Source organism: Leptotrichia hofstadii (assembly GCF_007990525.1).
Classification (GTDB): Bacteria; Fusobacteriota; Fusobacteriia; order Fusobacteriales; family Leptotrichiaceae; genus Leptotrichia; species Leptotrichia hofstadii.
In genome coordinates this window covers 1,251,533-1,277,538 of the sequence record NZ_AP019823.1, presented here as the reverse complement: position 1 = coordinate 1,277,538, position 26,006 = coordinate 1,251,533, and the positions used below count along the sequence as shown (strand labels likewise).

Sequence of the window (26,006 nt, the reverse complement as noted above, 5' to 3'; positions counted from 1 at the left end):
TATCACTTCTTTCTATTATTTTTTGTAGTTTCATCTTGCTTTATTAAATATACTATTTTTTATTCGAAACGCATGTAACTACTCGTTTCTGATATTTTTCAATTTCTTTAAATAACTTTTCCTGATTTTCAGTTTTAGGCATTTCCCCCAAATATTTATACTTAAAAAAATATTCTAGCAATAAATCTGAATCATAAGGGCTGCTTAACCAATCCGTATAATCATAATCTGTTTTTATTGTCATTTTTTTATCTACAATTATAGTTATCGCCTTCCAAGTTGTCCGTTTATATTCTAAAAATAACTCTTTCAAGAATATTAATGATTCATACACCTTTCCAAAATATTCATAATATTCTTTTTCGGGTACATTATACATTTTAGGAATCTCTGTACAACACTTATATTCTTTGTTTTCAGTCGTATTAAAGTAAAAATTTACTTTTCCACCAAAATTATCATCCATATCTGCACGAAAGTACATTTTTTCCCATTCATCTGATATTCCATATTCTAGTTGATATGCCATATCTTTTATTATACTATTTAATTTTTTAAAAAAATCTTCTTGTAATTTTTTCAATGTTCCACAAATCTCCTTATTTTTTATCGTATAGTTATTTCCAAAGGTATAAAAATTCTAATAAACAGAGCATTTTTTACATTTAATTTTCTTACTTTATTTTACATTTTCTAGTGAAAGTCTTAATTCCTTGCTACCGTAAATTCTATTCCTGCTTGATTTTTAAAAATTTTGCCTACACAACTATCTAAAAAAGATTTTACTGATTTTTTATTTTCTCCAGCACATCTTCATCAAACTTCCCAGCTCGCAACATCTCAATCTCAAATTTATACGGCGGAACTTTCTTAGCCTTTTTATCATCGCTCAAAGCCACATAAGGCGTTTCTAGAATTTTTGGCAAATGAGAAAATTTTTCAAAATGTGCAATTTTATTTAACACTTCAAAGCCAATGTTTCCAAACCCTATATTTTCGTGCCTATCTTTATGTGCGCCACACACATTCTTACTATCATTCAAGTGAATTACTGATATTCTGTCAATTCCTACAATTTTGTCAAACTGTTCAATAACTCCTTCAAAATCGTTTACAATATCATATCCAGCGTCGTGAACGTGGCAAGTGTCAAAACATACTGTCAGTTTATCCTTCAATTTCACACCATCAATAATTTTTGCAATTTCTTCAAAACTTCTTCCGCATTCTGTACCTTTTCCAGCCATCGTTTCAAGTGCCACAGTCGTTTTCTGATCTTTTGTCAAAACTTCATTCAGTCCTTCAATAATCTTATTAATCCCAACTTCTTCACCTTCTCCAACGTGAGCACCTGGATGAAGAACAATTCTTTTCGCCCCAATGGCATCTGTCCTTTCAATCTCCGTTCTCAAAAACTGCACTGCAATCTCAAAAGTTTCAGGCTTTACCGCATTCCCAAGATTAATTATATAAGGAGCATGCACAACAATATCATCAATATCAATATGATTTTCTTTCATAAGTTTAAGCCCAGCCTCAATATTCAGCTCATCAATCGGCTTTCTCCGTGTATTCTGCGGTGCTCCAGTATAAATCATAAAAGTATTCGATCCATAAGAAACCGCTTCCTTAACCGATCCCAAAAGCATATCTTTCCCACTCATTCCCACATGTGATCCAATTTTAAAAATTTCTTTTTTCGACATTTCTTTTTTACCTTTCTTTATTTCTATTGTTTCTTTTTTCTCTTTAAAACAGGAAGTTCATCATACATTGCTTCAAATAAATTCTTCAAAAACTCTTTATTTTCAACATCATCAACAAGCAACATTTCCTTTGCCCCCTCATAAGGAATTTCATGTAAAGCATTCGGCATAAGTTCTTTCGCCGATTTTACAGCCTTCACAAGAAACCTGTCATCATAAATCCCACCAATAACTTTTTCCCTATAATAAAGAATATATTCCCCCATCATCGCTCTATATCTAATATTTTCCACTTCCGACAGCTGTTCCAATACAAAATTTAAATATTCTTTACTTGAAGCCATATTTAATTCACTCCTTGCTTTTTACTTCATCTTTACAATTTTTAACTATATCAGGAATATCTTTTACTACATCTTCAATTAATTTAGAAAAATCTACTGCATTTTTAGTTGTAATAACAGATCTTCCAGTATCTGCTTCAATCTCTTTTCTAGTATTTCCTGCTATTGTTCCACCTCGTTTTGCAACTTTTTTATTTTCTTCCAAGCCATTTGGATTATGAATATTAGTTAATTCTGTTGTTGTAGCTTCTGCAAGCATATTAAGTACAAGTTCTAAAGTTGACATATTATCCCTTAAATTCTCTTTTTTTAATCCTTTTAAATCTTTATATTCTCTAGTTGCCATCCCAGACCATGCCTTTGAAATTTCATCTGTAAGAATTGCATATTCTATTCCCTTTTTTACTCCATGCTCTTGCCAAGCATCTGTCAATTCCTTTCTAACTTGAATCGCTTGTAATCTCTGATTTATCCATTCTTTTGAATATCCTTTTTTCAAATATGTTTCCAATGCCCTGTCAATAGTTAGTTCTGGATCTGTAATTTCATCTATTCTGTCTTTTCCCACTTGTGCCAACCACATTTTAAATGGTTCTGCCTTAGGAGACGGAATTGATTGAATAACACGGAAAATTCCTTGTATATCAGCAACATCTGTTAATCTCATTTTTCCATCAGGTGCTTTTAACTTCAACTGTCGACAAATTGTCGACAATTCACTTTTTTCCTCATCTGTCATCCTTTTTTTCATTTTATACCAATAATCTCTGGCATTTACACTATCCGTTAATGCTCCTACAACATCGACAACAGAAAAATACCATTCTTCTTTTTCATTATCCCAAACAGACCTAATTTTTTTACCTTCAAATATTTGTATATTATTCTCCATTATTTCCCACCCCTTATGTAGTTTTTCGAACTTTATTAATATTTATATTATTTTGCATAATCACAAAATTTCACTCGTATTATTATCTCCACAATTTTTACAAGCCTTGCAATTTCTCCCTCATCTTATAAAGAAAAATCCCTGTCGCTACACTCACATTCAATGATTCTATATTCCCATAAATCGGAATAATTGCCTTTATATCAGAATTTTCTATCAGATAATCAGATACTCCACCACCTTCGTGACCAAAGATAAACGCATTATTTTCGCGTAATTCTATTTTTTCATAGAAAATCGAATCTTCGTGTAAAGCAGTCGCTATTTTTAAATAATTTTTATTATTCAAAAATTCCACAATTTTTTCAGGTGTTTCATAAATTATGTTCAGCTTGAAAATTCCACTCATTGTAGCACGTACCGTCTTTGGATTATAAACATCTACTGAACCCTTTGTCAGAATTAAATTCTGAAAGTTTGCAGCAATCATTGTTCTGATAATTGTTCCAGCGTTTCCTGGATCCTGAATATCATCTAAAATTACCACATCTCCCTTTATATCCTCAATTGTATTCAAATTTTTAGAATATAAAAAAATTATCCCTTGACTATTTTCCTGTGTTGAAACTTCATCAAACAGATTATCCTTCAAAATTGTCAAATTATCATGTCTAGAAATTTCATATTTTTCATCAAAATATTCAAATTTTGATTCTTTTACAATTATTTTATTAAAATTGATATTCTCATTCAGAAACTTTTCCCCTTCAGCCTTAAAAATGCTATTTTCATCACGATACTTCTTTTTATCCAGTTTTTTTAACAATTTATAAAATTTGTTATCTGGACTTGCTATTACATCTCTCATTTTATATTTTTTCACTTTCTAAATTTACTTCTTTAATTATTCACAATCATTTTCATAAGTTCTATTCTTATCTTTAATTACAATTCCTTCGTCTCCTGACACAACAGAAAAACTTTGAACATCAGCACCTTTAATTTCTTTATATTTACAGTAAACCTTGTTCTTATCTTTTGCAAAATCAAATAGCAGTTCTCTAAATGTTGGAACATCAGCATCTTCTATCTTAAAGAAAAATTTGCTTTGAATATCTTTTTCTTTCTTTACATCTAAATATTCTAAATCAAAAAAATCAAGATAATAAATTCCGTTCTTATCTTTGAAATAATTACTTCGTCTATGGACAGGTTTAAAAGAATTACTATCGAAATTTAAAGATACAAGCTCATACTTTACTTTTTCGTCATTTTTTAAAAGATAAACTCCATCCTTATTTTTAAAAATTATAGCATTTTCATCTAAAATTTCAAGTCCATCAGAATTTACGCCTTCCAATTTATTTCCGTTATAATAAACATTCCTGTCATCTTTTCCAAAGTCTGCTTCCAAACTTATAAAACTGTTACTATCAGCTGCTTCCAGTTTTTTCAATTCTTTGCCAAAATCCGCATCATAATAATAAACAGAATTTTTATCTCTATAATAAGTATCAAAGTTTTTATTTATCACTTCAAAACTTTTAGTATCCACTTTTGGATTTTCTATTATAACTAACTTAGTTTTTACAATTTTACCACTATCTTCATCAAAAATAGTAATCAATTTATATAAATTTTTATTGTCAGTCAGGAAATAGAAAGATTCATTTTTGTTATTCAAATCTATAATTCTAAATTCATTAGAATTTATTCCGTTTATCTTTTTTCCCATAAAATATACGTTATTTTTATCATAAGAAAAGTCATTATCATTTTCTTGAATAACGAAACTATCTTTATCAGCACCTTCTAACTTTACAACATCATTTCGTGTAAAATAAATATTATTTTTATCTTTTGTATACATATTATTTTTCATTATTTCAAAAGAATTTACATCTGCATTTTTTATTATTTTACTTGAATAAACTTCATCAAATCTTGTAATTGCATATACATTTTTATCATCTTTTCCATAAATCAAACTTGGAACACTATTATATTCATTCGAAATTATTTCAAAAGTTTTTGGATTTTTTATATTCAATTTTTTCCCTTCTGAAAAAATTTTATTTCCATTTTTTACCAAGTCAATTCCATCAGAATACAAAATTTTAAGATTTTTATTGTCAATTTTATCAATTTTCACTTCTTGATAGTACAAGTTATTTTTATCCTTTGAATAATAAGTTGTTCCAGAAAGTCTTTCAAAAGTTTTCAAATCAGCCTCTTTTATTTTTAGTCCTCCTATAAAGACACTATTTTTATCTTTTGAATACATCTGAATAAGATCGCTAGGCTCTAAAATAACTTCAAAAGATTTTGCATCAGCTCCTTTTATTTTTTCACCAAGATAGTAGACATTATTTTTATCTTTTCCATAAGCTACATTTCCTTCTATCGCTTGAAAAGCAGCCACATCGACATTTTCTATTTTTTGACCAAAATTCAGAAATACATTTTTATCATCCTTCAAGTAAACCTCATTTAATATTTTTATCGTATCAGGATTCGCATCTTTTATTTTATCATAGCCACGGTACACATTATTCTTGTCTTTTGCGTAATAATCAGGCATTATTATCTGAAATGTACTTTTATCAACATCATATATTGGCGTTCCAGCATAATAAATATTATACTTGTCCTTTGAATAACCTTGATCAATTGCCTCAAAACTGTCCAAATCCTGAATATATTCAACTTCAAGAAAACTTCCTCCAATATACAGTTTACCATTATTTCTAAAATACAGAAGTTTGTCTTTATTTCTATAAAGTTTGAAATCTTTCGGATTTATCTCCATTTTTTCATCATAATTATAAATATATTTTTTATCTTTTCCACTGACTTCTCCAATTACCTGAAAAGACCGAACATCAGCACCATCTAACTTCTCATCAAGATAAAAAACTCTTTTCCCATCTTTTCCATAAATATCATTTAATTTCACAAATGTTTTAAAATCCGCATCATTTACCTTTTTTTCATCAGCCTGCCATATTTCATCCTTATAATAAACAGCATTATCTTTTTTTATATATTCAGCCATTCCTAGATTTGCCACAAGAAAGACAAGAATTACAATTTTAGAAAGTTTGCTTTTCATAAAAATTCTCCAACTCCTTTTTTAAACAATTTATCAAAAAACATTTAAAACCTTTCAAAATTAAATCAGATAATTAAAAAGAATTTTAGCAGGACAATTATGATTTCTAAATTCTATTTTAAAGCAATCTTACCAAAATATAACTCAAAATAATTTTTACTTGTCACTCACAATCAATTTCATAAGTCCTATTTTTATCCTTAACTACAACTCCCTCATCTTCCCGCACGACAGTAAAACTTGGCACATCCACCCCTTTAAATTCCTTATATCCACAATAAACTCTATTCTTATCTTTGGAATACCCATATCCAAATGCTTTAAATGTTGGAATATCTGCTCCTTCGAGTTTAATGAAGGCATTCTGCACATCCTTTAATTCTGAATTTAACAGTTTACCGTAATCAAGATAATAAATCCCATTTTTATCTTTAAAATAATTACTTGTATCCTTATTCGCTATATCAAATGAAGCACTGTCAAAATTTAAAGGTACTATCTCATAATCTCCTTCTCCAGTTTTATCTTTCAAAAAATATACACCATTTTTATTTTTTGCAATATCTGGACCAACAAATTTAAACCCTTCTGAGCTGATATTCCTAATTTGCTTCCCAAGATAATAGACATTTTTATTATCCTTTGCAAAAAAATTATCCATTTCAGCAAAACTATTTCTATCTGCACCTTCAACTTTTATAAGTTCTTTTTTATTCATATCATAATAAAAAACGCTGTCATTATCCCTATAATAACTTCCCGTGTCTTCTTTAACAATCTCAAAACTCGGAGCATCTACTTTTACATTCGTTACAGTAACCAATTTTGTATTTTTCAATTTATACGTTTCAGGATCAAATTCATAAATAAATTTATATAAATTTTTACTGTCTGTCAATAGTGCAAATGTTACAGGTTTCCAAGAGTTAACAGCTAAATCAACAATCTTAAAGCTTTTTGGACTGATTCCATCTATCTTTTTCCCATAAAAATAAACACTGTTTTTATCATACGAAAAGCCATGTTCTCCGACAGTAAAACTGTCTTTATCTACATCTTTCATTTGCACAACATCAGAATACGTAAAATAAATATTATTTTTATCTCGTGAATATGCACCAATTTCCATTATTTCAAAAGAATTTATGTCCGCATCTTTTATTATTTTACTACGAATTTTTTGTCCATTTCCTATAATTACATATATATTTTTATTGTTTTTCCCATAAATTATATTTGGATTATTGTAATAATCATTTTTTATTATTTTAAAATTTTCTGGATTTTCTATATCAAGCCTATTTCCATTAGCATAAATTCTGTTTCCATTTTTTATAATATCAAGCACTCCAGCACTCATGTCTTCTAAATTATCTCTAATTTCATCAATTTTTACTTCTTGATAGTACAAGTTATTTTTATCTTTTGAATAAAAAGTTGATTTTTCTAATTTTTCAAATGTTTTTGAATCTGCTCCTTTTATTTCCATTCCAGAAATATAAACTTTGTCTTTATCTTTTGAATATGTTGCAAAAGCTATTTCTGAAATTATTTCAAAAGTTCTAGGATCTGCTTTTTTAATTATTTCACCAAATAAATAAACATTTTTATTATCTTTTGCGTAAATATGCATTTCTCCTAAAACTTCAAAACTGTTCAAATCAGCATTTTCAATTTTCCCATATTTTGTAAATACACTTTTATCATCTTTCAAATAAATTTCACTTAAAATTTTTACTGTTTTTGGATTCACTTCCCTTATTGGTCTTGAACCATAATACACCTTGTTTTTATCTTTCGCATAAGCATCTCGCATTATTATCTGAAAAGTATCCATATCCACATCAGACAAAGTTACTCCATCATAATAAATATTATGTTTATCTCTTGAATACTCATCATCCAGTACTTCAAAAGTATCTACATCTTCAATTCCATTAAGTTCATTTAATCCTTCTAAATCATATATTTTCCCATTATTTCTAAAATATCTTATTTTATCATTATTTTTATAAAGTTTAAAATCTTTTGGATTTATTTTTACTTTCTGGTTATACCAATAAAAGTTGTCTTTATCTCTTCCAGTATTTTCTCCAACTGCCTGAAACGTTTTAAAATCTGCATTTTCTAGTTTTTCGTCTCCATAAAAAACATTTTTATTATCTTTCCCATAAATCTTATTCAATTCTACAAATGTTTTAAAATTCGCATCATTTACCTTTTTCTCATCATCCTGCCATATTTCATCCTTATAGTAAACAGCATTATCTTTTTTTATATATTCAGCTATTCCTAGATTTGTCACAAGAAAGACAAGAATTACAATTTTAGAAAGTCTGCTTTTCATGCACTTCCTCCATAATTTTAGAAAATTTTACTGTTTCTATTTCAATGTAACTGGCAATTTTTCTCCACCTAAAATATGGTAATGAATATGATAAACTTCCTGTCCACCATTGTCCCCAATGTTAGTTATAACTCTATACCCATCTTTATCCAATTCCAGAATTCTAGCCACTTTTGCCACAGTCAACTGTAATTTACCAAGCAGTAGAGCATCTTCCTCAGTTGCCGCATCCAAATTTTTAATTTCCTTTTTTGGAATTACAAGCACGTGGACTTTCGCCGCTGGATTTATATCATGAAAAGCAAGAAACTCCTCATCTTCATATACAATATTTGCTGGTATTTCCTTATCTATTATCTTTTTAAAAATTGTTGACATAACAATCACTTCCTTATTTTATAATAATATATATTTTGCTAAACTTTAGTTATCTCCGAAAAAGTCTAACAAATATTTAACGATAAAATTTAATTAGAATCTTTTAATATATTTTCTAAATTATAATTCTATTTTCCCAACTCTTTTAGCATGTCTGCCACCTTCAAACTCTGTATTTACAAACGCTTCAACACAAGCCAGCCCTAAATCTTCACCTAAAACTCTCGCTCCTAACGCTATAATATTTGCATCATTGTGAAGCCTTGAAAGTTTTGCTGTATACTCGTTGTGACAAAGAGCCGCACGAATTCCTTTTATTTTATTTGCAGCAATAGAAATTCCAATTCCAGTCCCACAAATCAAAATTCCAAAGTTAACTTCCTCATCCAGAACTTTTTTACTAACTTCCTTAGCAATATCAGGATAATCAACTGAATCCAAAGTATTAGTTCCCACATTTACAACTTCATACCCGTTGCTTCTAAGTTCTTTCATAATTTTATTCTTAAATTCTACCCCTGCATGATCATTTCCAATCGCTATTTTCATTTTTAATACCCCTTTTCTTTTTATGATTTATATTAAATTTATTTCATAATTTTAATTTTATTTCACAAAATTATTTTAATAATACTATAAATATTACAAATGGTTATTTAATGAGTTTTTCCAGCAATTCATTTGAAATTCTTTTTAATTTTCCTTTTTCATCCACGAAAACATTTACAGTTTCAGCCTTTGCCTTTAAAACTCCGTCTGAATTGTGCATTTCATAAGAAAACCTGATTTTAATATTGTTTATTTCTTCAATTTTCACAGAAACTTCAATTTCTTCATCGTATTTTGCAGAATTAATATATTCGATATTCAGCGTCTTTACTGGCAAAATAAATCCCATATCTTCCATATTCTTATATGGAAAAACATCCCTAAAATATTCAGTTCGTGCCATTTCCATCCATTTTAAATAATTTGAATGGTACACAACTCCCATTTTATCAGTATCATAATAATAAACTCTAAGTTTAAAGCTTTTCTTTTTCATTACATTTCCTTAACTTCAATTTTTACACTTTTTCTATCTTTTTTTGCAAGTGAAGACATAAGAACTCTAAGCGCTGTGATTATTCTTCCATTTTTTCCGATTACTTTCCCCATATCATCTTTTGTAACATTAATCGTAATATCCACAAATTTCCCTTTTTCATTGCTTTCAATTGTATAGCTTTCAGTCGAATCCAATAAATTTTCAACCCAAAAATCCACAGTTTCAAAATATTTGCTCATTTTATTTCTTTCCTCCATTTTTTATTTAAAATTTTATTTTCTTATAACTATTATACCATAATTTCAATATTCTTATCAAATTTTGTTTTTAAATTTTATTGAAATACAATATAAAAATTTGTTAATTTAATATTCTTTGCTATACCAAAGCAAAACCTAAACTACTTGACAATCTCCTAAAAACTTGATACAGTCTATAAAGAAACAAATTTTAAAAGGAGTTATAAATTAATGAACCTAAAAAACATCGAAAACGATTTCGATAATGGAAATACAATAAATAATAAAATAAATACTGACAACATTGCTTCTACTTCTCTCGGAAGTGCAGTTTGTGAAACAATTTTGCCGTCTGTCCCGCTTCAGCCGCTGGAAACTATTGAAAAAAGCATTCAGAAAAAATACCGTTCAGCTCTTTGGACACCTTTTATAAGAGCTTTAAAGGAATTTGAAATGGTAAAGGATGGCGACAGGATTGCAGTTGCTATTTCTGGGGGTAAAGACAGCCTTTTGCTTTCAAAACTGTTTCAGGAACTGAAAAGAGCCAGCAGAACTAATTTTGAACTGGTATTTATTTCAATGAATCCTGGATTTAACCCTGCCAATTTGAATAATTTGAAAAAAAATCTAGAACATCTGAATATTCCATGTGAGATTTATAATGATAATATTTTTGAAATTGCAGAAAAGATTGCAAAAGACTATCCTTGCTATATGTGTGCCAAAATGCGTCGTGGGAGCCTTTACACAAAAGCAGCTTCACTTGGATGCAACAAACTAGCACTTGGACACCATTTTGACGATGTTATCGAAACCACTCTAATGAGCATGTTTTATATGGGAAAATTTGAAACAATGCTGCCAAAACTAAAGTCCGATAATTTTGAGATAGAATTAATACGTCCATTATTTTATGTAGAAGAAAAAGCAATTATAAAATGGGTACGAAATAACGGTATCTTACCGATGAACTGTGGCTGTACTGTAGCTGCTGAAAAGACTTCCAGCAAACGCCGTGAAACCAAGGACTTAATTGCACAGCTTGTAAAAAATAATCCTGATATAAAAAAACGTATAGTTCAATCAACACAAAATGTAAATTTAGAAAAAATATTAGGCTGGAAAGACTCTGACGGAAAATATTCATACTTAGACAAGTTTTAAAAGAAAGGATAAAAATATGAACAAGAATGAAAAAGAGATGAAAAGCTGGGAATACATTATTCAAACAAAAAAAGAACATATCGACTTTATCAATAAAATCATAGAAGCATACGATGGCTTAGGAAACGTAAGAACTCTTGACAATCAGAACGGTTTAATAAAAATTCTTACAAATTCTTATCTTTTAGATGATATGGATAACGCAATCGAAACATTAAAGCAAAAAAATATCGAAATAGAAATTCTGGAAAAAAGAGAATGGCTTGGAGTATTATAATTCCAAGCCTTTTCATTTACAAATTATCATGAATTTACTTACTAATATTCTGCTCTTGTTTTAAACTAAAATTTTATAAAATCATAAATTGCAATATTAATTTATTTTTCCAAAATCCCAATAAAATCAATAAATTCCTGAACAGAAAACTCTTCAGTCCGTGCAAGCCTTGTCTTTCCAACTTTTTCTAGCGCAGCTCCAACGACATCCTTTGAGAATCCTAATTTTGTTAAATTGTTAGCAATACTCTTTCGTTTATTGGAAAATGCTTCTTTTAAATATTTAAAATATTTTTCTTCTGAAATCTGGCTTTCGTATCTTTTATCTTTCAAAATTTTTATTCCTAAAAATGCAGAATCAACTTTTGGAACAGGATCAAATTTTTCTTTAGGCACAGTAAACAGATATTCTGCTTCAGCATAAAATTGAACTGCGTGTGTAAGCAGACTCATATTTTTACTATGGGGCTGGGAGGCAATCCGTTCTGCCACTTCCTTTTGCACCATCAAATAAATTTCATCAATATTCTCACGGTATTCCAAAAGTTTGTTAATAATCGGCGAAGTTATATAATACGGAATATTTGCCACAACTTTGACATTTTTCTTATCTTCAAAAAATTTTTCCAAATCTGCTTCCATAAAATCCTGATGAATCAACTTAAAATTTTGCTTGTTTTCAAATTTTTTATTCAAAAACGGTATCAAGTCATCATCTATCTCAAAAGCAGTCAAAAATTTAGAATTTTCAATCAATTTTTCTGTCAAAAATCCCAATCCTGGTCCTATTTCCAAAACTTCTGTTTTCTCATCTATATTTGCTATGTCTAAAATTTCATCTGATAAATTGCTGTCATTTAAAAAATTCTGTCCATATTTTTTTTTAGCCTTATGATTTTCATTCTCGAAGTTTTTATTCTTTTTATGATGTTTTTCTTTATTTCTTTTCAATATTTCTCCTTATTTAATGTACCCTAGAACTATTATAAATTATTCAAAAACCGATGGCTCAGCTATTCCAACGTACTCAAGGTTTCTGTAAATTTCATCAAAATCAAGCCCGTATCCCACAACAAATTCATTTGGAATTTCAAAACCTATATACTGCACATCAATTTCAACTTCCCTTCTTTCAGGTTTATCCAGCAATGTACACAATGATACTTTCTTAGGATTTCTGCTTCCTAAAAGCTGTAATATTTTTTTCAGTGTAAATCCTGAATCAATAATATCTTCTACAACTAACACATTTTTCCCGCTGATTGTACTTCTTAAATCTTTTAGAATCTTAACTTCTCTAGAAGTCTGCGTTCCTTCTCCATAGCTGGAAGCCTCAATAAAGTCGATTTCAAGCGGTAATCTTATTTCTCTGATCAAATCAGCCATAAACACGATAGATCCTCTTAAAAGCCCAACAACTATAAGCGGTTCATTTTCATTTTTAAAATCTTCTGTAATTTGTTCTCCTAATTCTCTTAATCTTTTCTGAATTTCTTCTTTAGTAATCAGCTGCTCTTTTATTCCAAATTCAACATCTTTTGTCATAATCTTCCTCCATTATTAATTTCTTTCCCCAAATACTTGCAAAAAAATACACAGACACTAAACCGTTTCTCTTAAACTCTATTTTACCTCGATTTTCAATAATTTCAAACATAATTTAAATTTATTTAAATTCCTTCTCAAGAATTAAAAATGTATATTTTTAAAAAAATTCAAAAAAAATTTAAAGATATTTAATTTATGATATTGACTTTTTTAATTTTCATGTTATAATAGTATTGTCAAAAGAGGGTTAATTAATAATTAACAATCATTTGACTATATAGGGAAATTTGTTTTTTTGAATAAAAGACCATTTTATGAGATAGCCCCAAAAAAAACATTATTTATTTAATTTCCCTATATAAAAAGGGCTATCTCATAACTTACAGTCGTTTTACTTTTACAAGACTTAAAAATATATCCCTTTCTGCTCAAATCTAATTTTTTAAGTATCCAGAATCCATAGGGATTTTTATTTAAGGTTTGAAAAACTGCTTATTATTAATAAATATTTTTCATAATTTCATGTTTTTTCTTTTTATATAAGCAAGGGAAATCAATCGCCATTTCCCCTCATTTCGCAATAATAGTTATTCTAACAAATTTAAATAATGACATATTAAAGAGAATGGCGAAAGTGCTACGCACTAACCCTGGCTCGTCTAAGAATTTTTTTGAAATATTCACAAATTTTATTTGGGAAAGTAGTCAAAACATTTATTATTTGGATAAACTTGAAGTACTACGAAAACGAAACTCGCTGACGCTCACTTTCGCAAATAAAGATTGGAACAACTCTATAAAATATATAAATAAAATTACAAAAGTCTTTAAGATGTATACTTAATGATTAAATTTAATTAAAGGATATTTTATAATTACATAGGTTGTAAACAGTACAATCTTGTAAAAAAGGCTTTAATTCCATGAATTTTCTGATTCTTACTATTTAAATGGGAAATCGTATTAAAAAAATTAATACTCAAATAGCTTATTTTATTAAAAATTACCATTTGAGTATTGATTTGTTATTTATTTCTATTTAACTTTTTCTACTAATTTTGTAAATTCAGCAGGGTTATTTAATGCTAAGTCTGCTAAAACTTTTCTGTCAAGTTCAATTCCGGCTTTTTTAAGTCCGTTCATTAATCTTGAGTAAGAAATTCCATTTAATCTTGCAGCGGCGTTAATTCTGATAATCCATAATTCACGCATTTTTCTTTTTTTCAATTTTCTATGTTCAGTTGCGTAAGCCATAGCTTTTTTAACTGCTTCATTAGCTTTTTTATAATTTGTTTTTATGGCTCCTCTATAACCTTTTGCTTCTTTTAAAACTTTTTTATGTCTTTTTCTTCTAACTATTCCTGTTTTTACTCTTGGCATCTTCTTTCCTCCTTAATATTTTAGCCGTTTTTTGTTCTTTATATTTAATATTCAGAACTAACTTTTGTTAATTTTTAATTTTGATTTTTTAATAAAAAGCCGTTAATTCTTGTTTTAAACCGCTTTTTTTACTTAACTTTTAAATACAAAGTAATAAATTTGTTAAATTACTTTTTTAAAAATAATTTTAAAGTAATTACTTAAACTATCTTCCTTCTTGTCCAGCCAATGCTTTTTTGATTTTTCTTTCAGCACCTTTTGGAGCGATTGCGTCTTGTCCTAGACGTTTTTTTCTTTTATGAGTCTTTTTAGTCAAGATATGGCTCTTTCCTGAATGTCTTATAGAAATTTTTCCACTTCCTGTAACTTTAACTCTTTTTTTTGTTCCTTTATGTGTTTTCATTTTTGGCATTTTCTTTCCTCCTAAATCACTTTTCACTTTTTTAAATTTTGCCTTTATTTTTTAGGCGATAATAAAATAAATTTTTGAACCTGTTCTTTTCCATATTTTTTTTCAACTGTCGCAGTTTCTTCAAAATGGCTTGCAAACTCGTCTAATACTTTAATAGCAGATTCTGCATGTAATCTTTCTCTACCTGTAAGTCTTAAACTGACTTTTACCTTATGCTCCTTGGCTATAAATTTTTCAATTTGAGAAATTTTTGTTTCTTTATCATGCTCGTCAATATGAGGCTTAATTCTAATCTCTTTAATAACGACATTTTTTTGTTTTTTCTTATTTTCCTTGTCTTTCTTCGTTTTCTCATACTTGAATTTTCCATAGTCCATAATTTTGCATACAGGCGGTGTTGCATTTGGCGAAATTTCAACTAAGTCCAATTCCTTTTCTGCCGCAAGCGCCAGCGCATCTCTAGCCGACATTACTCCAAACTGTTCTCCATCATCACCAACGACTCTAATTTCTCTTGCCCTAATTCGCTCATTCATTCTTGGCTCATCAGATCGGTTATTTCCTCTTATAAAAAACACCTCCTAATTTTTTTACAATAAAAAAACAAGATATAAGAAACCTTGCTCAATAGTTATTATATAAATAAATTCACAACAAAATCAGCATAACAAAAATACTTATTTTATTATAAAACATCAAATAACTAATACCCAACTCATCTTGAAAATAGAACAAAACATTCTACTTTTATTTGGAAAATCAATCCAAAATCTAAATATATTGATGGAAAGGTGAGAAACAATGTTTCTACTTCTAATTTAATTACTAAAACAGTTTATCATATTTTATTTTATTTTGCAAGAAAAATTTATCAAAATTTCTTGCCACGAAACTGCAAATCCAAACATTAGTACTCCAGCTTCGTAAAATTTCATTGACAAACACCCTGGAAATGAAGTAAAATTTTAATAACAAAATGAGGAGGAAACTTAATGGCAAAAAAGAGAGCATCAAAAACAAATAAAAACAACAACAAAAGCAGCGGATTAAATATAACATTTAAATCAATTTTAATTGGAATTATCGGAGCTGTACTTGTATCTGCCAGCTCTTTCTATATCGTGCTTAAATTTGGGGCATTGCCATGGCCAACGATAATGGTTACACTTTTATCAATGATGGCGCTAAAATTCTTTAAAAAGACGAATAATAAGGAAATTACAATTACACATACCATTATGAGCGCTGGTTCAATGGTGGCGGGAGGAGTTGCCTTTACAGTTCCAGCCTACATTATTTTAGGCGGAAAATTAACAGACATAAATCAGCGGCTGCTTTTTATCACAATTTTGATTGGAAGCATTGCAGGTTCATTTTTGTCCTACATTTTTCGTTCAAAATTAATTGAAGAAGAAGATTTGGAATTTCCAATTGGGGAAGCGGCTTACAATCTTGTAAATTCTGGTAAAAACAATGCAAGTTTCCATTACGTTTCATTTGGAACATTATTTAGCTCTGCTGTAGCTCTTTTTCGTGATTTTAGCTTTACAAAGGGAAAAGCTCCTATTATTCCAGCATTAGTCTCACTAAAAAATGTGCCTTTCAGCTTTTATGTGTCGCCTCTTTTAGTCGGAATCGGGTATGTGCTTGGATTTGTAAATACATTTGTCTGGTTTTTAGGGGGCGCTGCTGTAATTTTTGTTGGGGAACCGCTTGCAAAAATGTTTAAAATTGCTGATTTTCCCATTATGAAAAATAGTTTTGGAATGGGATTTATGATTGGAATTGGAATCGCTGTAATTTTGAAAATTATTTTTTCTAATAAATCAAAGAATAATTCAGAAAATAGAAGTATCATTACCAAATTATTTATTTTATCAGCCGTTTCGATAATTGTAATAATTTTTATTTATAAACTTCCAATATTTCTTGCGTTAGTTTTAGTCCTAATCTCGATTTTATGCACAATAATCGCAGGTTATTCAACTGGAAAAACTGGAGTTAATCCAATGGAAATTTACGCCATAATCACAATTCTTGTAATTTCATTTTTAAATAAAATGTTAAATGGATTAAACATTGGCGGAATAAAATTTTCTACAAACTTAAACACTCTGACGCTATTTTTACTGGCTTGCATTATAGCTGTCGCATGCGGTCTTTCTGGCGATATTCTAAACGATTTTAAATCAGGATATAAAATGAAAGTAAATCCATCAGAACAGCTTTTTGGTGAATTAATCGGCTCAATTGCAAGTTCTTTTGTAATAACATTCTTGTTTTTTGTATTTTTCAAAGTCTATAAAACTATCGGTCCAGTAGAAAATACGGATTTAATAGCATTACAAGCCTCAATTGTAGCAACGGTAATAAACGGAATTCCGTTTTTGAATATTTTCTTTATTGGACTTGCAGCGGGACTACTTTTAAGCCTGTTAAATTTACCGGTTTTAACTTTTGGGATTGGAATCTATGTACCGTTTTATTTAACTTCAACTGTATTTTTAGGCGGACTTGCAAGTTTTTTTGGAAACAGAATTTCACAAAAATCTCACTCAAACCTGCTTTTAATTTCTAATGGATTAATGAGCGGAGAAGCGATTATAGGTGTTATTTTATCAATTGTTGCTTATATCAAGCTGTTTGTAAAATAAAATATCTTTATATATTTAAATTTAGACAAGATTTTGAGTTTAATCTTTTAATAAACTCATACTAAACTCCGTTTAAAAATGAGAATAAATTTTTATAATAGGATTTTTCAATAGTTCATTCATAATCATTCAATTTTTTTCTATTTTATTTTCGTAGGATTGCTCATTGCCGCAAATCCTACAACCTATGGCTAGTCTACGACATTTTCCTGCACTGACAAAAAACTCGCTATGCTCAAACAGTTTTGTCAGCACAGAAAAATGCTCCGACGGATTAATTTATACTAAATCCTGTTTAAAAAATAAAAATTACATCTTAAATTATTTGAAAATATTGGGTTTATATCATTTATTAGATAAGTTTATAATAAATCCGCTATTTAAAAGGGGATTAGTATCACTAACAGAAAGGAAAAATAATGATTTTAGGATTTGATATTGGAAATACACATATTATACCAATTTTTTATAATGAAAATGGTGATATTCTAGCAACTTTCAGAATACCGACACATCTGGAATTTACCGAAGATACTCTTTTTGTAATGTTAAAGGAATTTGCAAAAAACAGCAATTTAGAAATTTCAGATATTAAAAATATTGTTATTTCATCAGTTGTTCCAAATATTAACGAAAATTTTACAAGGCTTGGGAAAAAATATTTTAACATCAATCCAATGTTTGTAATACTTGACAATGTAGAAAATGAAATAAAAATTTTGCCAAATATGGAGCGTGGTCTTGGCGCAGACAGGATTGTAGACATTTTGGCCGCAAAAAAACTATATCCAGAAAAGGAACTTTTAATAATTGATTTTGGTACAGCCACAACTTTTGACATGATAAAAGATTCCACTTATATGGGCGGCTGCATTCTTCCTGGAATCACACTTTCAATAAATGCCTTGTTTAGCAATACCGCTGCTTTGCCAAAAATTGAATTTACCGAGCCTGAAACAGTTTTGGGAATAAATACAATTTCACAAATAAATGCCGGTATCTTTTACGGAAATGTTGGCGCAATAAAAGAATTAATTTTACAATACCAAAATTCCTTTCCAAACGCTTACGTTATCGCAACTGGCGGACAGGGACAGAAAATTTCAGAATATATCAAAGAAATTGATGAATATGTAGCAAAACTTGGAGAAATGGGAATTTTTGAATTTTATAAATTGAACTGCAAAAAATAAATAAAAAGGAAAATAATATGAAAAAAATAGCAAAAAATATATTAATTGGCTCAATAATTACAGTAGCTGGAGCAGTTGCAACTCAAAATGTTGTTGGTGGACTTCTTTACCATGAGTATAAAATCAAGACTTACTATGAAAAAGATGACAAATCTCGAAAAAATCAAGATTTTATGGTACTTCTTCACGGTATTTACGGGAAAAGTTCGGATATGGAAAGTATCGCACAAAAATTTAAGAATGATTACAGAATTATCAATATTCAGTATCCTACTACCAAGGACACTGCTGAAGAGATTGTTGAACGTTATATAAAGCCAAATATTGAGGATATTAACGGGCAGATTTATACAGACAATCTGCATAGAAAAATAGAAAATCAGTATTATGAAATTGATGAAAATGGAAAACGGAAAGAGAAAACAAATGATGAAAATGCACAAAAAAATGTAAAGATTAATTTTGTAGCACACTCGATGGGAACTGGGATTTTACGATATTATTTAAAGGAAAATCCTCTTGAAAATTTAGGAAAAGTTGTATTTATTTCTCCGCCATCGCACGGAAGCCATCTAGCAGATGTTCCGTTTGTAGACAAACTCCCAGTTATGCTCGGAAAAGTCGTTCCACAATTTAGCACAAAAAAGGATAGTTTTGTAAATCAGCTTGGCGAGCCTAATTACGATTATATGATTCTGATTGGAAACAAGACAAATAATCCGCTGTATTCAATGATAATTCGTGGCAAGGACGATGGAATGGTACCTTTGGAAACTGCAAAAATGGAATCTGATAATTTTAAAATTATTAATAATACTACTCACACGAGTATTTTGAAAGATAACCGAACAATGAAGGAGATTTCTGACTTTTTAAAAAGTCCTGATATAAAAGAAAATGATAAAAAAAAAGACGACAAGACGAACTAACTACACAACAAAAAAAACTACAAGAACAAGGAATATTCCAAAAGCTGAGCAACCTTTCTTAGAAGGGATTTCCTGTGATATCTATGTTGGAAAAAAGGCTGGAATTAGTGTACGAAATGCTATCCAAAAAGCCAAGAAATCAATCACAGTAATCTCTCCTTTTTTAAGCGGGGATATGATAACTGAAGATATTTTTAGTTCATTAAATAAAGACGTTCAGGTAAACATCGTTTCAAAAGATAATGAAAAAATTTATCCTTTTTTACGAAAAAACTTATTTAAATATCATTCAATGCCAGGTTTGGGGAACTTTATTCTCCTATTGGGAAAACTTATACTGACAATACTCTATTTAATTTTGTCGATTGCAATACTGGAAATTTTTACACTGTTTCTCTTTGATGTTTCCTTTATAAAGTCTGTATTTCCAATTGCAAAAGCTAATCTTTTAGCTTTAACAATTTTTCTAGGACTTTTTACATTTTTCTTAAGAACAGTAATAAAAAACAATGAATTTTACTATTCATTGCGTGATAATTTTAATATTCATATTTTAAGCAAGAACTACGATCTTCACAGCAAAATCTACATAATTGACAATAAAATTGCATTTTTAGGTTCCTTAAACTTTACCGACACAGGATTTATGCTAAATCACGAAACTTGCATAAAAACAACCGACAAAACTGCAATTAAGCACTTAAATAAAGTTTATAAAGATTTACTGAAAGTAAACCCAATATCACTAAAAGAATTGAAATATAAAATTAGCAAAAAAAATTAGAGTTGCCTAGTTTAACAATTTAGACAACTCTTTTTTTAAATACAATTACAATTAATCTATCGGATTATAGCTTCCGTCCCATTCCAACCCTAAACTGTTAGCATAACTAATGTTATCTGTTGCAAGTTTACCAGTTCTTTTGTTTACAGTATAACTGAACAAACGTGGCTCAACATTTGGATCTCCACCGCATTTCATATTATTGCTTCGCACATCAATTTCAAATTCTTCATCAGTTTCATCAACATAAAATCTCATGCATTTTGTCCCTTGACTACCACCAAATTTATGCTTAGCTATTGAATTTTGCACAAGTCTCAAAGCTTCATTCTCACTTCTTACAGGTGCAGCGTTTGCCAATCCCGCACATACCAAAGAAAAAATCAAAACACCAATCTTTTTATTAAAAATTTTTTTCATTAAAACCACCTTCTCCTTCAATCTTTTTCATAATAATTATACCATATTTTTTTGTAATACAAAACCCGATTTTTAAAACAGTTCTGAGTGTGAACCTAATCTATACAATACAAGTACCAGCACATTATCTATTATTTCATAAACTAACAACCAATCAGGCTCAATATGGCATTCTCTTGTCCCTTTATATTTTCCAAATAAACTATGGTCTCTATATTTATCATCAAGTTTTTCACCTTTTTCCAAGACTTTTATCACGTTAAATAATGTATCAAGGTTTTTTCCTTGTTTTTTCGCTAATTTCAGATCTTTTTTAAATTGTCCTGTAAATTTAACTTTATACACCAAGTGCCTCTCTCAACTCCTCTATACTGTCATATCCCTTTACACTATCGTCTTTTGCAATCCGTCTTCCTTCTTCAATTGCTTTCATTGTCACTTCATTTGGCTCTTCTTCCAATTTCAATTCAAAAGGGATTCTATTTTCCCTAATTGCAGTTTTTAAGAACATATTTACTGCTGTTGTCATTGTCAAGCCAAATTTGTTAAATAATTCGTTTGCTTTTTCTTTTGTTTCTTTATCAACTCTAATACTTAAATTTGCATTTGCCATAACAAATACCTCCTTTTTTTCTTCATTGTATCAATTTTTAATTACATTGTCAATACAACAAACCAATGTTTTTTTAACGTAAGGGCATCAAACGTCATGCCCTCTTTTGCAATAACAGTTATTTTAACATCTTTAACTGACTGCTACTTAGAGATACTGGCGAAACGTTCTACGAACTACCCCGCTTTACGCAAAACTTTCTTATAAAGAAAAAATAAAACTCGCTTCGTAGAAACTACGCTCACTTTCGCAAACAAAAGTTATTTTTGCATAAATAAGTCTTATCATTATAAAAATTATGGCGAAAGAAATACATTCGTATTTAGTTATTTTTCCTTTAACGAAATTTTGCTTATTTAATGTTTTTCAAATTTCAGAACCATACTAAAACAGTTCTGAGTGTGAACCTAAACGAGATAAGGATAATACTAAAATGTCATCATAATATTTATATATTAATAGCCAATCAGGTTCAATATGGCATTCTCTGAATCCTTTGTAATTACTGATTAATGCATGATCTTTATATTTAATGTCTAATACTTTCTTTTGAGCTAAAATATCAACGATTTTAAATAATTTATTAATATCTTTTCCTTGCTTTTTGGCTAATTTCAATTCTTTCTTGAATTGTCCTGTAAATTTAATTTTATACACCAAGTGCCTCTCTCAACTCCTCTATGCTGTCATATCCCTTTACACTATCATCTCTTGCAATTCTATCAGCTTCTCTCATTGCTTCTAAAGTCACTTCATTTGGCTCTTCTTCCAATTTCAATTCAAAAGGGATTCTATTTTCCCTAATTGCAGTTTTTAAGAACATATTTACTGCGGTTGTCATTGTCAATCCAAATTTGTTAAATAATTCATTCGCTTTTTCTTTTGTTTCTTTATCAACTCTAATACTTAAATTTGCATTTGCCATAACAAATACCTCCTTTTTTCTTCATTGTATCAATTTTTAATTACATTGTCAATACAATAAACCGATGTTTTTTTACGTAAGGGCATCAAACGCCATGCCCTCTTTCGCAATAACAGTTATTTTAACATCTTTAACTGACTGCTACTTAGAGATACTGGCGAAACGTTCTACGAACTATCCCGCTTTACGCAAAACTTTCTTATAAAGAAAAAATAAAACTCGCTTCGTAGAAACTACACTCACTTTCGCAAACAAAAGTTATTTTTGCATAAATAAGTTTTATCATTATAAAAATTATGGCGAAAGAAATACATTCGTATTTAGTTATTTTTTCTTTAACGAAATTTTGCTTATTTAATGTTTTTCAAATTTCAGAAACATACTAAAACAGTTCTGAGTGTGAACCTAAACGAGATAAGGATAACACTAAAATATCATCATAATATTTGTATATTAATAGCCAATCAGGTTCAATATGGCATTCTCTGAATCCTTTGTAATTACTGATTAATGCATGATCTTTATATTTAATGTCTAATACTTTCTTTTGAGCTAAAATATCAACGATTTTAAATAATTTATTAATATCTTTTCCTTGCTTTTTGGCTAATTTCAATTCTTTCTTGAATTGTCCTGTAAATTTAATTTTATACACCAAGTGCCTCTCTCAACTCCTCTATGCTGTCATATCCCTTTACACTATCATCTCTTGCAATTCTATCAGCTTCTCTCATTGCTTCTAAAGTTACTTCATTTGGCTCTTCTTCCAATTTCAATTCAAAAGGGATTCTATTTTCTCTAATTGCAGTTTTTAAGAACATATTTACTGCGGTTGTCATTGTCAAGCCAAATTTGTTAAACAATTCATTCGCTTTTTCTTTTGTTTCTTTATCAACTCTAATACTTAAATTTGCATTTGCCATAACAAATACCTCCTTTTTTCTTCATTGTATCAATTTTTAATTACATTGTCAATACAACAAACCAATGTTTTTAATATTGAAAACAGAATTGATTTCAATTAGAAAATTAATTAAAAAATACAATTATTTAACCAAAATAAAAAGAGCAAGATACATCCTCCCCAAACGAGAATCCTCTGCCCTTCCTAATATAAATTCATTATTTTTTATTTTGTACCTTTGCAGTATACATTAGTATTCCCTATTTCCGTATCTATCCTCACAATATACATTTCCATATTGATTCCTATAACATTTTCTTCCTCTTTCAGCTGCTTTTTGATGAGCTCTTTCCCAAGCACTTGGATCAAGCAGTTCACAGCTGAACAATGTCATGGCCAATATAACCAACATAATTATTTTTTTCATAAATACATCATCTCCTTTTATATTGTTTTTTTCTATATCAAATTATCATTCCATTTCATGTATTAACTATTTATGTGTTTTTTTATATTTTTATTATACAATATTTTGAGTTTGGATGCAAGCTATTTTATATTTCGATATCTTCCTACAACTTCCCAATCTCCACTTCCAATTTATCTAGCAACAAATCAAACTGTTTTGCTACAGCCTCGATTGTTTCAATTTTTGACAAGTCAACTCCTGCCTTTTTAAGCTGTTCCATTGGGAAGTCATTTCCTCCTGAGCTTAATAATTTAATATACTTGTCAAGCGTTTGTTTTCTTTCGCTTTCATCACTTGAATTTATCATTTTTTCATATAAAATTGCTGATGAGGCAAAGCAAGTGGCGTATTGATACACGTAAAATGGCGAGTTGAAAAAGTGTGGAACTCTTGCCCAGAAAATATAGATTAAATCATCTTTTTCGATTATGTCGCCGTAATATTTATCAAACAAGTCTTCCATTATTTTGCTCAAAACTTCCGCTGTGATTGGTTCTCCAGCTTCTGCCAGCTTGTGTGCCTGATATTCATAATCTGCCAGCAATGCCTGAAAATAGAATGTCCCGACAATATTTCCAATTTCCTGCTCCAGTAGTGCGATTCTCTCTTTTGGATCATCGGTATTTTCTAGCATGTAGTCGAGCAGTAGTCTTTCGTTAAATGTGGAAGCCACTTCTGCTACGAAAATTGTGTAGTCTGCCATCGAGAAAGGCTGATTTTCATCTGAATAAAGTGTGTGCAAGGTATGTCCCAGCTCGTGTGCCAATGTAAATACACTGTCTAAAGTCTTGTTGTAATTTAGAAGCATATATGGGTGAACTCCGTAAACTCCTGCAGAATACGCTCCCGTTCTTTTCCCTTTCGCCTCAAATACATCCAGCCAACCTTCTGAAATCGCTTTTTTCATTTTTTCTACATAATCTTTTCCAAGTGGAGCAACTGAATTTAACACTATTTCCTTCGCTTCATCATACTCGTATTCCTTGTCAAATTCTATTAGATTAATTGAGCCATCAAAATTATAATATTTTTCAAGTCCCAAAATTTTCTTTCTCAATTTTAAATATCTTTGCAATGGTTTTGTATTATTTTTCGCTGTATTGACAAGATTTAAGTAAATTTCTTCTGGAATATTGTCACTTTCCAGATGGCTTAACAAAAATGAATCGTAATCGTAGGCTTTCTTTGAAGCAATTCCTTTTTGCAAAATTGAGTTATAAATTGCAGCAATTGTATTTTTTTTCTTTTCATAAATTGTATAAAACGTCTGAAACATCAGTTTTCTGTCTTCCTGATTTCTATTTGTAGACAAAATTTTAGAATAATTAGCAGGCGTTACATCCACTTTTTCTCCAGAACTAAGCGTAACTTGAGGCCATTCCACATCCGTAACTGTAACTTCCGAATAAATGCTTCTCGGTGCTGAAAAGAATGAGCTGTAGTACGACAGCAATTTGCTTTCCTTTTCTTCCAGAATATGCTTTTGCAACCTAAATAAATTTTTCAGTCCAAATCTATAATCATCAAATTCTTTTTTTTCAATCCATTTTTCAATATTCTCACGATTATCAACCAGTTCCGAATTTACCCAGGACAATTCAGTAGAAATCTCTGCAAACAAAAACTGCACCTTCTGTAAATGCTCCACAGCCTCCTTATCCGATGAGTTCAAATCCCTCGCAAGCTGAGGATAACGATACAATTTATAAGAAATCTTATCCATTTCCTCCTGCTTCTGAAAAAACTCCAACAACTTCTCTTCATTCCCAAATTGCCCTTTAAACCCAGCCAATTCTTTTTTCAACTCACTAACTTTTTCAAAATCCTTTTCCCAAGCTGAATAATTTTCATAAATATCCGATAAATTCCATTTATATTCCTGTTTTATTTCACTTCTTTCCATCTTTTCATTCCTTTTCTATTTTTTATAATAATACTTTTTCAAATCCAAATGTAAAAGTTACATATTTTCAAGCCCTAAAATTACTTAATTATCAATTTGATAAAAATTTTTTAAAAAAACTATTTTTCTTTAAATTTTTCATACAAAAATAATATCAACGCAATCGGAATTATCCAAGCTGCAACTGATAAAAATACCGAAAGTGCTAATTTCAGAAATGCAATCACTGCCACAATTCCAATTGCTATTACAAGACATCTTATAAGTATTTCAAAATTACTTTTTGGCGTAACATCTTTCATTTTTCTACCTTCTTTCTTTAATTTAAAATATTTAAATTAAAATCCATAAATATATATTTTTTTT

The 26,006-nt window shown here is 29.4% G+C and carries 33 protein-coding genes; 6 read left to right on the top strand and 27 right to left on the bottom strand.

Features of this window, described 5'->3' with window-relative positions; all coding sequences use genetic code 11:
* Positions 1-52: 52 nt before the first annotated feature.
* From FVE77_RS05995 to FVE77_RS05945, 11 genes are all read right to left on the bottom strand, one after another.
* Positions 53-583, bottom strand: coding sequence for an immunity protein YezG family protein (locus tag FVE77_RS05995; RefSeq protein WP_006804263.1), 531 nt, complete (start codon positions 581-583; stop codon positions 53-55).
* 199 nt (positions 584-782) lie between these two features.
* The gene (locus FVE77_RS05990) at positions 783-1,706 is read right to left on the bottom strand and encodes a deoxyribonuclease IV (RefSeq protein ID WP_081690322.1); all 924 of its coding nucleotides are present in this window, start codon (positions 1,704-1,706) and stop codon (positions 783-785) included.
* A 23-nt stretch (positions 1,707-1,729) separates the two neighbouring features.
* On the bottom strand, positions 1,730-2,050 hold the full coding sequence (locus FVE77_RS05985; protein WP_026746366.1) for a TfoX/Sxy family protein: 321 nt from the start codon (positions 2,048-2,050) through the stop codon (positions 1,730-1,732).
* Positions 2,051-2,057: 7 nt separating this feature from the next.
* Entirely contained in the window at positions 2,058-2,942 is an 885-nt protein-coding gene (locus FVE77_RS05980) for a BRO family protein (RefSeq protein ID WP_026746367.1), read from the bottom strand.
* A 97-nt stretch (positions 2,943-3,039) separates the two neighbouring features.
* Positions 3,040-3,810, bottom strand: a complete 771-nt coding sequence (locus FVE77_RS05975; RefSeq protein ID WP_026746368.1) for a TrmH family RNA methyltransferase — start codon at positions 3,808-3,810, stop codon at positions 3,040-3,042.
* A gap of 36 nt (positions 3,811-3,846) precedes the next feature.
* Entirely contained in the window at positions 3,847-6,054 is a 2,208-nt protein-coding gene (locus FVE77_RS05970) for a DKNYY domain-containing protein (RefSeq protein ID WP_026746369.1), read from the bottom strand.
* A 163-nt stretch (positions 6,055-6,217) separates the two neighbouring features.
* Positions 6,218-8,401 (bottom strand): DKNYY domain-containing protein, encoded by a 2,184-nt coding sequence (locus tag FVE77_RS05965; protein WP_026746370.1) that lies wholly within the window; start codon positions 8,399-8,401, stop codon positions 6,218-6,220.
* Between the two features lie 36 nt (positions 8,402-8,437).
* A complete protein-coding gene (locus tag FVE77_RS05960; protein WP_021744537.1) occupies positions 8,438-8,779 on the bottom strand; it encodes a histidine triad nucleotide-binding protein in 342 nt (113 codons plus the stop codon).
* 120 nt (positions 8,780-8,899) lie between these two features.
* The gene (rpiB, locus tag FVE77_RS05955; RefSeq protein WP_026746371.1) at positions 8,900-9,328 is read right to left on the bottom strand and encodes a ribose 5-phosphate isomerase B; all 429 of its coding nucleotides are present in this window, start codon (positions 9,326-9,328) and stop codon (positions 8,900-8,902) included.
* A 103-nt stretch (positions 9,329-9,431) separates the two neighbouring features.
* Positions 9,432-9,824, bottom strand: a complete 393-nt coding sequence (locus FVE77_RS05950) for an acyl-CoA thioesterase (RefSeq protein ID WP_026746372.1) — start codon at positions 9,822-9,824, stop codon at positions 9,432-9,434.
* A complete protein-coding gene (locus FVE77_RS05945) occupies positions 9,824-10,066 on the bottom strand; it encodes a KH domain-containing protein (protein WP_026746373.1) in 243 nt (80 codons plus the stop codon). Before FVE77_RS05945 ends, FVE77_RS05950 begins: the two co-directional genes overlap by 1 nt.
* Before the next feature lie 231 nt (positions 10,067-10,297).
* Here FVE77_RS05945 and FVE77_RS05940 point away from each other — a divergent pair, with 231 nt between their 5' ends.
* Together FVE77_RS05940 and FVE77_RS05935 are read left to right on the top strand one after the other, a co-directional pair.
* Positions 10,298-11,230 (top strand): tRNA 2-thiocytidine biosynthesis TtcA family protein, encoded by a 933-nt coding sequence (locus FVE77_RS05940; RefSeq protein WP_146967857.1) that lies wholly within the window; start codon positions 10,298-10,300, stop codon positions 11,228-11,230.
* 16 nt (positions 11,231-11,246) lie between these two features.
* Positions 11,247-11,507 carry a DUF4911 domain-containing protein gene (locus tag FVE77_RS05935; protein WP_026746375.1) on the top strand — a complete coding sequence of 87 codons (261 nt, stop codon included), beginning with the start codon at positions 11,247-11,249 and terminating at the stop codon, positions 11,505-11,507.
* Positions 11,508-11,608: 101 nt separating this feature from the next.
* Here FVE77_RS05935 and rsmA read toward each other — a convergent pair whose 3' ends face one another.
* The 6 genes from rsmA to infC form a co-directional block, all read right to left on the bottom strand.
* Complete coding sequence (rsmA, locus tag FVE77_RS05930; RefSeq protein WP_026746376.1) at positions 11,609-12,457, bottom strand: 16S rRNA (adenine(1518)-N(6)/adenine(1519)-N(6))-dimethyltransferase RsmA; 849 nt, start codon at positions 12,455-12,457, stop codon at positions 11,609-11,611.
* 39 nt (positions 12,458-12,496) lie between these two features.
* Positions 12,497-13,051: a hypoxanthine phosphoribosyltransferase gene (hpt, locus tag FVE77_RS05925; protein ID WP_006804281.1), complete on the bottom strand. Its 555-nt coding sequence runs from the start codon at positions 13,049-13,051 to the stop codon at positions 12,497-12,499.
* Positions 13,035-13,163 (bottom strand): hypothetical protein, encoded by a 129-nt coding sequence (locus tag FVE77_RS12985; protein WP_006804282.1) that lies wholly within the window; start codon positions 13,161-13,163, stop codon positions 13,035-13,037. Before FVE77_RS12985 ends, hpt begins: the two co-directional genes overlap by 17 nt.
* A 926-nt stretch (positions 13,164-14,089) precedes the next feature.
* On the bottom strand, positions 14,090-14,434 hold the full coding sequence (gene rplT / locus FVE77_RS05920) for a 50S ribosomal protein L20 (RefSeq protein ID WP_021770297.1): 345 nt from the start codon (positions 14,432-14,434) through the stop codon (positions 14,090-14,092).
* 205 nt (positions 14,435-14,639) lie between these two features.
* The gene (gene rpmI / locus FVE77_RS05915) at positions 14,640-14,846 is read right to left on the bottom strand and encodes a 50S ribosomal protein L35 (RefSeq protein WP_026746377.1); all 207 of its coding nucleotides are present in this window, start codon (positions 14,844-14,846) and stop codon (positions 14,640-14,642) included.
* Positions 14,847-14,890: 44 nt separating this feature from the next.
* Entirely contained in the window at positions 14,891-15,424 is a 534-nt protein-coding gene (gene infC / locus FVE77_RS05910; protein ID WP_021744546.1) for a translation initiation factor IF-3, read from the bottom strand.
* Positions 15,425-15,838: 414 nt separating this feature from the next.
* Between infC and FVE77_RS05905 the strand changes: the two genes are divergently transcribed.
* The 4 genes from FVE77_RS05905 to FVE77_RS05890 all read left to right on the top strand — a co-directional run bounded on the left by FVE77_RS05905 (position 15,839) and on the right by FVE77_RS05890 (position 20,406).
* Positions 15,839-17,500 carry an OPT/YSL family transporter gene (locus FVE77_RS05905; protein WP_026746378.1) on the top strand — a complete coding sequence of 554 codons (1,662 nt, stop codon included), beginning with the start codon at positions 15,839-15,841 and terminating at the stop codon, positions 17,498-17,500.
* A 419-nt stretch (positions 17,501-17,919) separates the two neighbouring features.
* Positions 17,920-18,693: a type III pantothenate kinase gene (locus FVE77_RS05900; RefSeq protein WP_026746379.1), complete on the top strand. Its 774-nt coding sequence runs from the start codon at positions 17,920-17,922 to the stop codon at positions 18,691-18,693.
* Positions 18,694-18,710: 17 nt separating this feature from the next.
* Complete coding sequence (locus tag FVE77_RS05895; protein ID WP_036087935.1) at positions 18,711-19,622, top strand: esterase/lipase family protein; 912 nt, start codon at positions 18,711-18,713, stop codon at positions 19,620-19,622.
* Complete coding sequence (locus tag FVE77_RS05890) at positions 19,591-20,406, top strand: phospholipase D-like domain-containing protein (protein WP_232052972.1); 816 nt, start codon at positions 19,591-19,593, stop codon at positions 20,404-20,406. Before FVE77_RS05895 ends, FVE77_RS05890 begins: the two co-directional genes overlap by 32 nt.
* 51 nt (positions 20,407-20,457) lie before the next feature.
* On the opposite strand, the gene FVE77_RS05885 is transcribed toward FVE77_RS05890, so the two are convergent.
* The 10 genes from FVE77_RS05885 to FVE77_RS05845 all read right to left on the bottom strand — a co-directional run bounded on the left by FVE77_RS05885 (position 20,458) and on the right by FVE77_RS05845 (position 25,942).
* Positions 20,458-20,826 (bottom strand): hypothetical protein, encoded by a 369-nt coding sequence (locus tag FVE77_RS05885; RefSeq protein WP_026746381.1) that lies wholly within the window; start codon positions 20,824-20,826, stop codon positions 20,458-20,460.
* A 72-nt stretch (positions 20,827-20,898) separates the two neighbouring features.
* Positions 20,899-21,171: a type II toxin-antitoxin system YafQ family toxin gene (locus tag FVE77_RS05880; RefSeq protein ID WP_197735417.1), complete on the bottom strand. Its 273-nt coding sequence runs from the start codon at positions 21,169-21,171 to the stop codon at positions 20,899-20,901.
* The gene (locus FVE77_RS05875) at positions 21,164-21,439 is read right to left on the bottom strand and encodes a type II toxin-antitoxin system RelB/DinJ family antitoxin (protein ID WP_026746383.1); all 276 of its coding nucleotides are present in this window, start codon (positions 21,437-21,439) and stop codon (positions 21,164-21,166) included. The genes FVE77_RS05880 and FVE77_RS05875 overlap by 8 nt, the downstream gene beginning before the upstream one ends.
* A gap of 384 nt (positions 21,440-21,823) precedes the next feature.
* A complete protein-coding gene (locus FVE77_RS05870; RefSeq protein ID WP_006804297.1) occupies positions 21,824-22,096 on the bottom strand; it encodes a type II toxin-antitoxin system YafQ family toxin in 273 nt (90 codons plus the stop codon).
* The gene (locus FVE77_RS05865) at positions 22,089-22,364 is read right to left on the bottom strand and encodes a type II toxin-antitoxin system RelB/DinJ family antitoxin (RefSeq protein WP_006804298.1); all 276 of its coding nucleotides are present in this window, start codon (positions 22,362-22,364) and stop codon (positions 22,089-22,091) included. Before FVE77_RS05865 ends, FVE77_RS05870 begins: the two co-directional genes overlap by 8 nt.
* A 382-nt stretch (positions 22,365-22,746) precedes the next feature.
* A complete protein-coding gene (locus FVE77_RS05860; RefSeq protein WP_006804297.1) occupies positions 22,747-23,019 on the bottom strand; it encodes a type II toxin-antitoxin system YafQ family toxin in 273 nt (90 codons plus the stop codon).
* A complete protein-coding gene (locus tag FVE77_RS05855) occupies positions 23,012-23,287 on the bottom strand; it encodes a type II toxin-antitoxin system RelB/DinJ family antitoxin (RefSeq protein WP_006804298.1) in 276 nt (91 codons plus the stop codon). The genes FVE77_RS05860 and FVE77_RS05855 overlap by 8 nt, the downstream gene beginning before the upstream one ends.
* 231 nt (positions 23,288-23,518) lie before the next feature.
* Positions 23,519-23,680, bottom strand: coding sequence for a hypothetical protein (locus FVE77_RS12645; RefSeq protein ID WP_162141763.1), 162 nt, complete (start codon positions 23,678-23,680; stop codon positions 23,519-23,521).
* 160 nt (positions 23,681-23,840) lie between these two features.
* On the bottom strand, positions 23,841-25,640 hold the full coding sequence (pepF, locus tag FVE77_RS05850) for an oligoendopeptidase F (RefSeq protein WP_026746385.1): 1,800 nt from the start codon (positions 25,638-25,640) through the stop codon (positions 23,841-23,843).
* Positions 25,641-25,759: 119 nt separating this feature from the next.
* Positions 25,760-25,942, bottom strand: a complete 183-nt coding sequence (locus tag FVE77_RS05845) for a hypothetical protein (protein ID WP_026746386.1) — start codon at positions 25,940-25,942, stop codon at positions 25,760-25,762.
* Positions 25,943-26,006 lie beyond the last annotated feature (64 nt).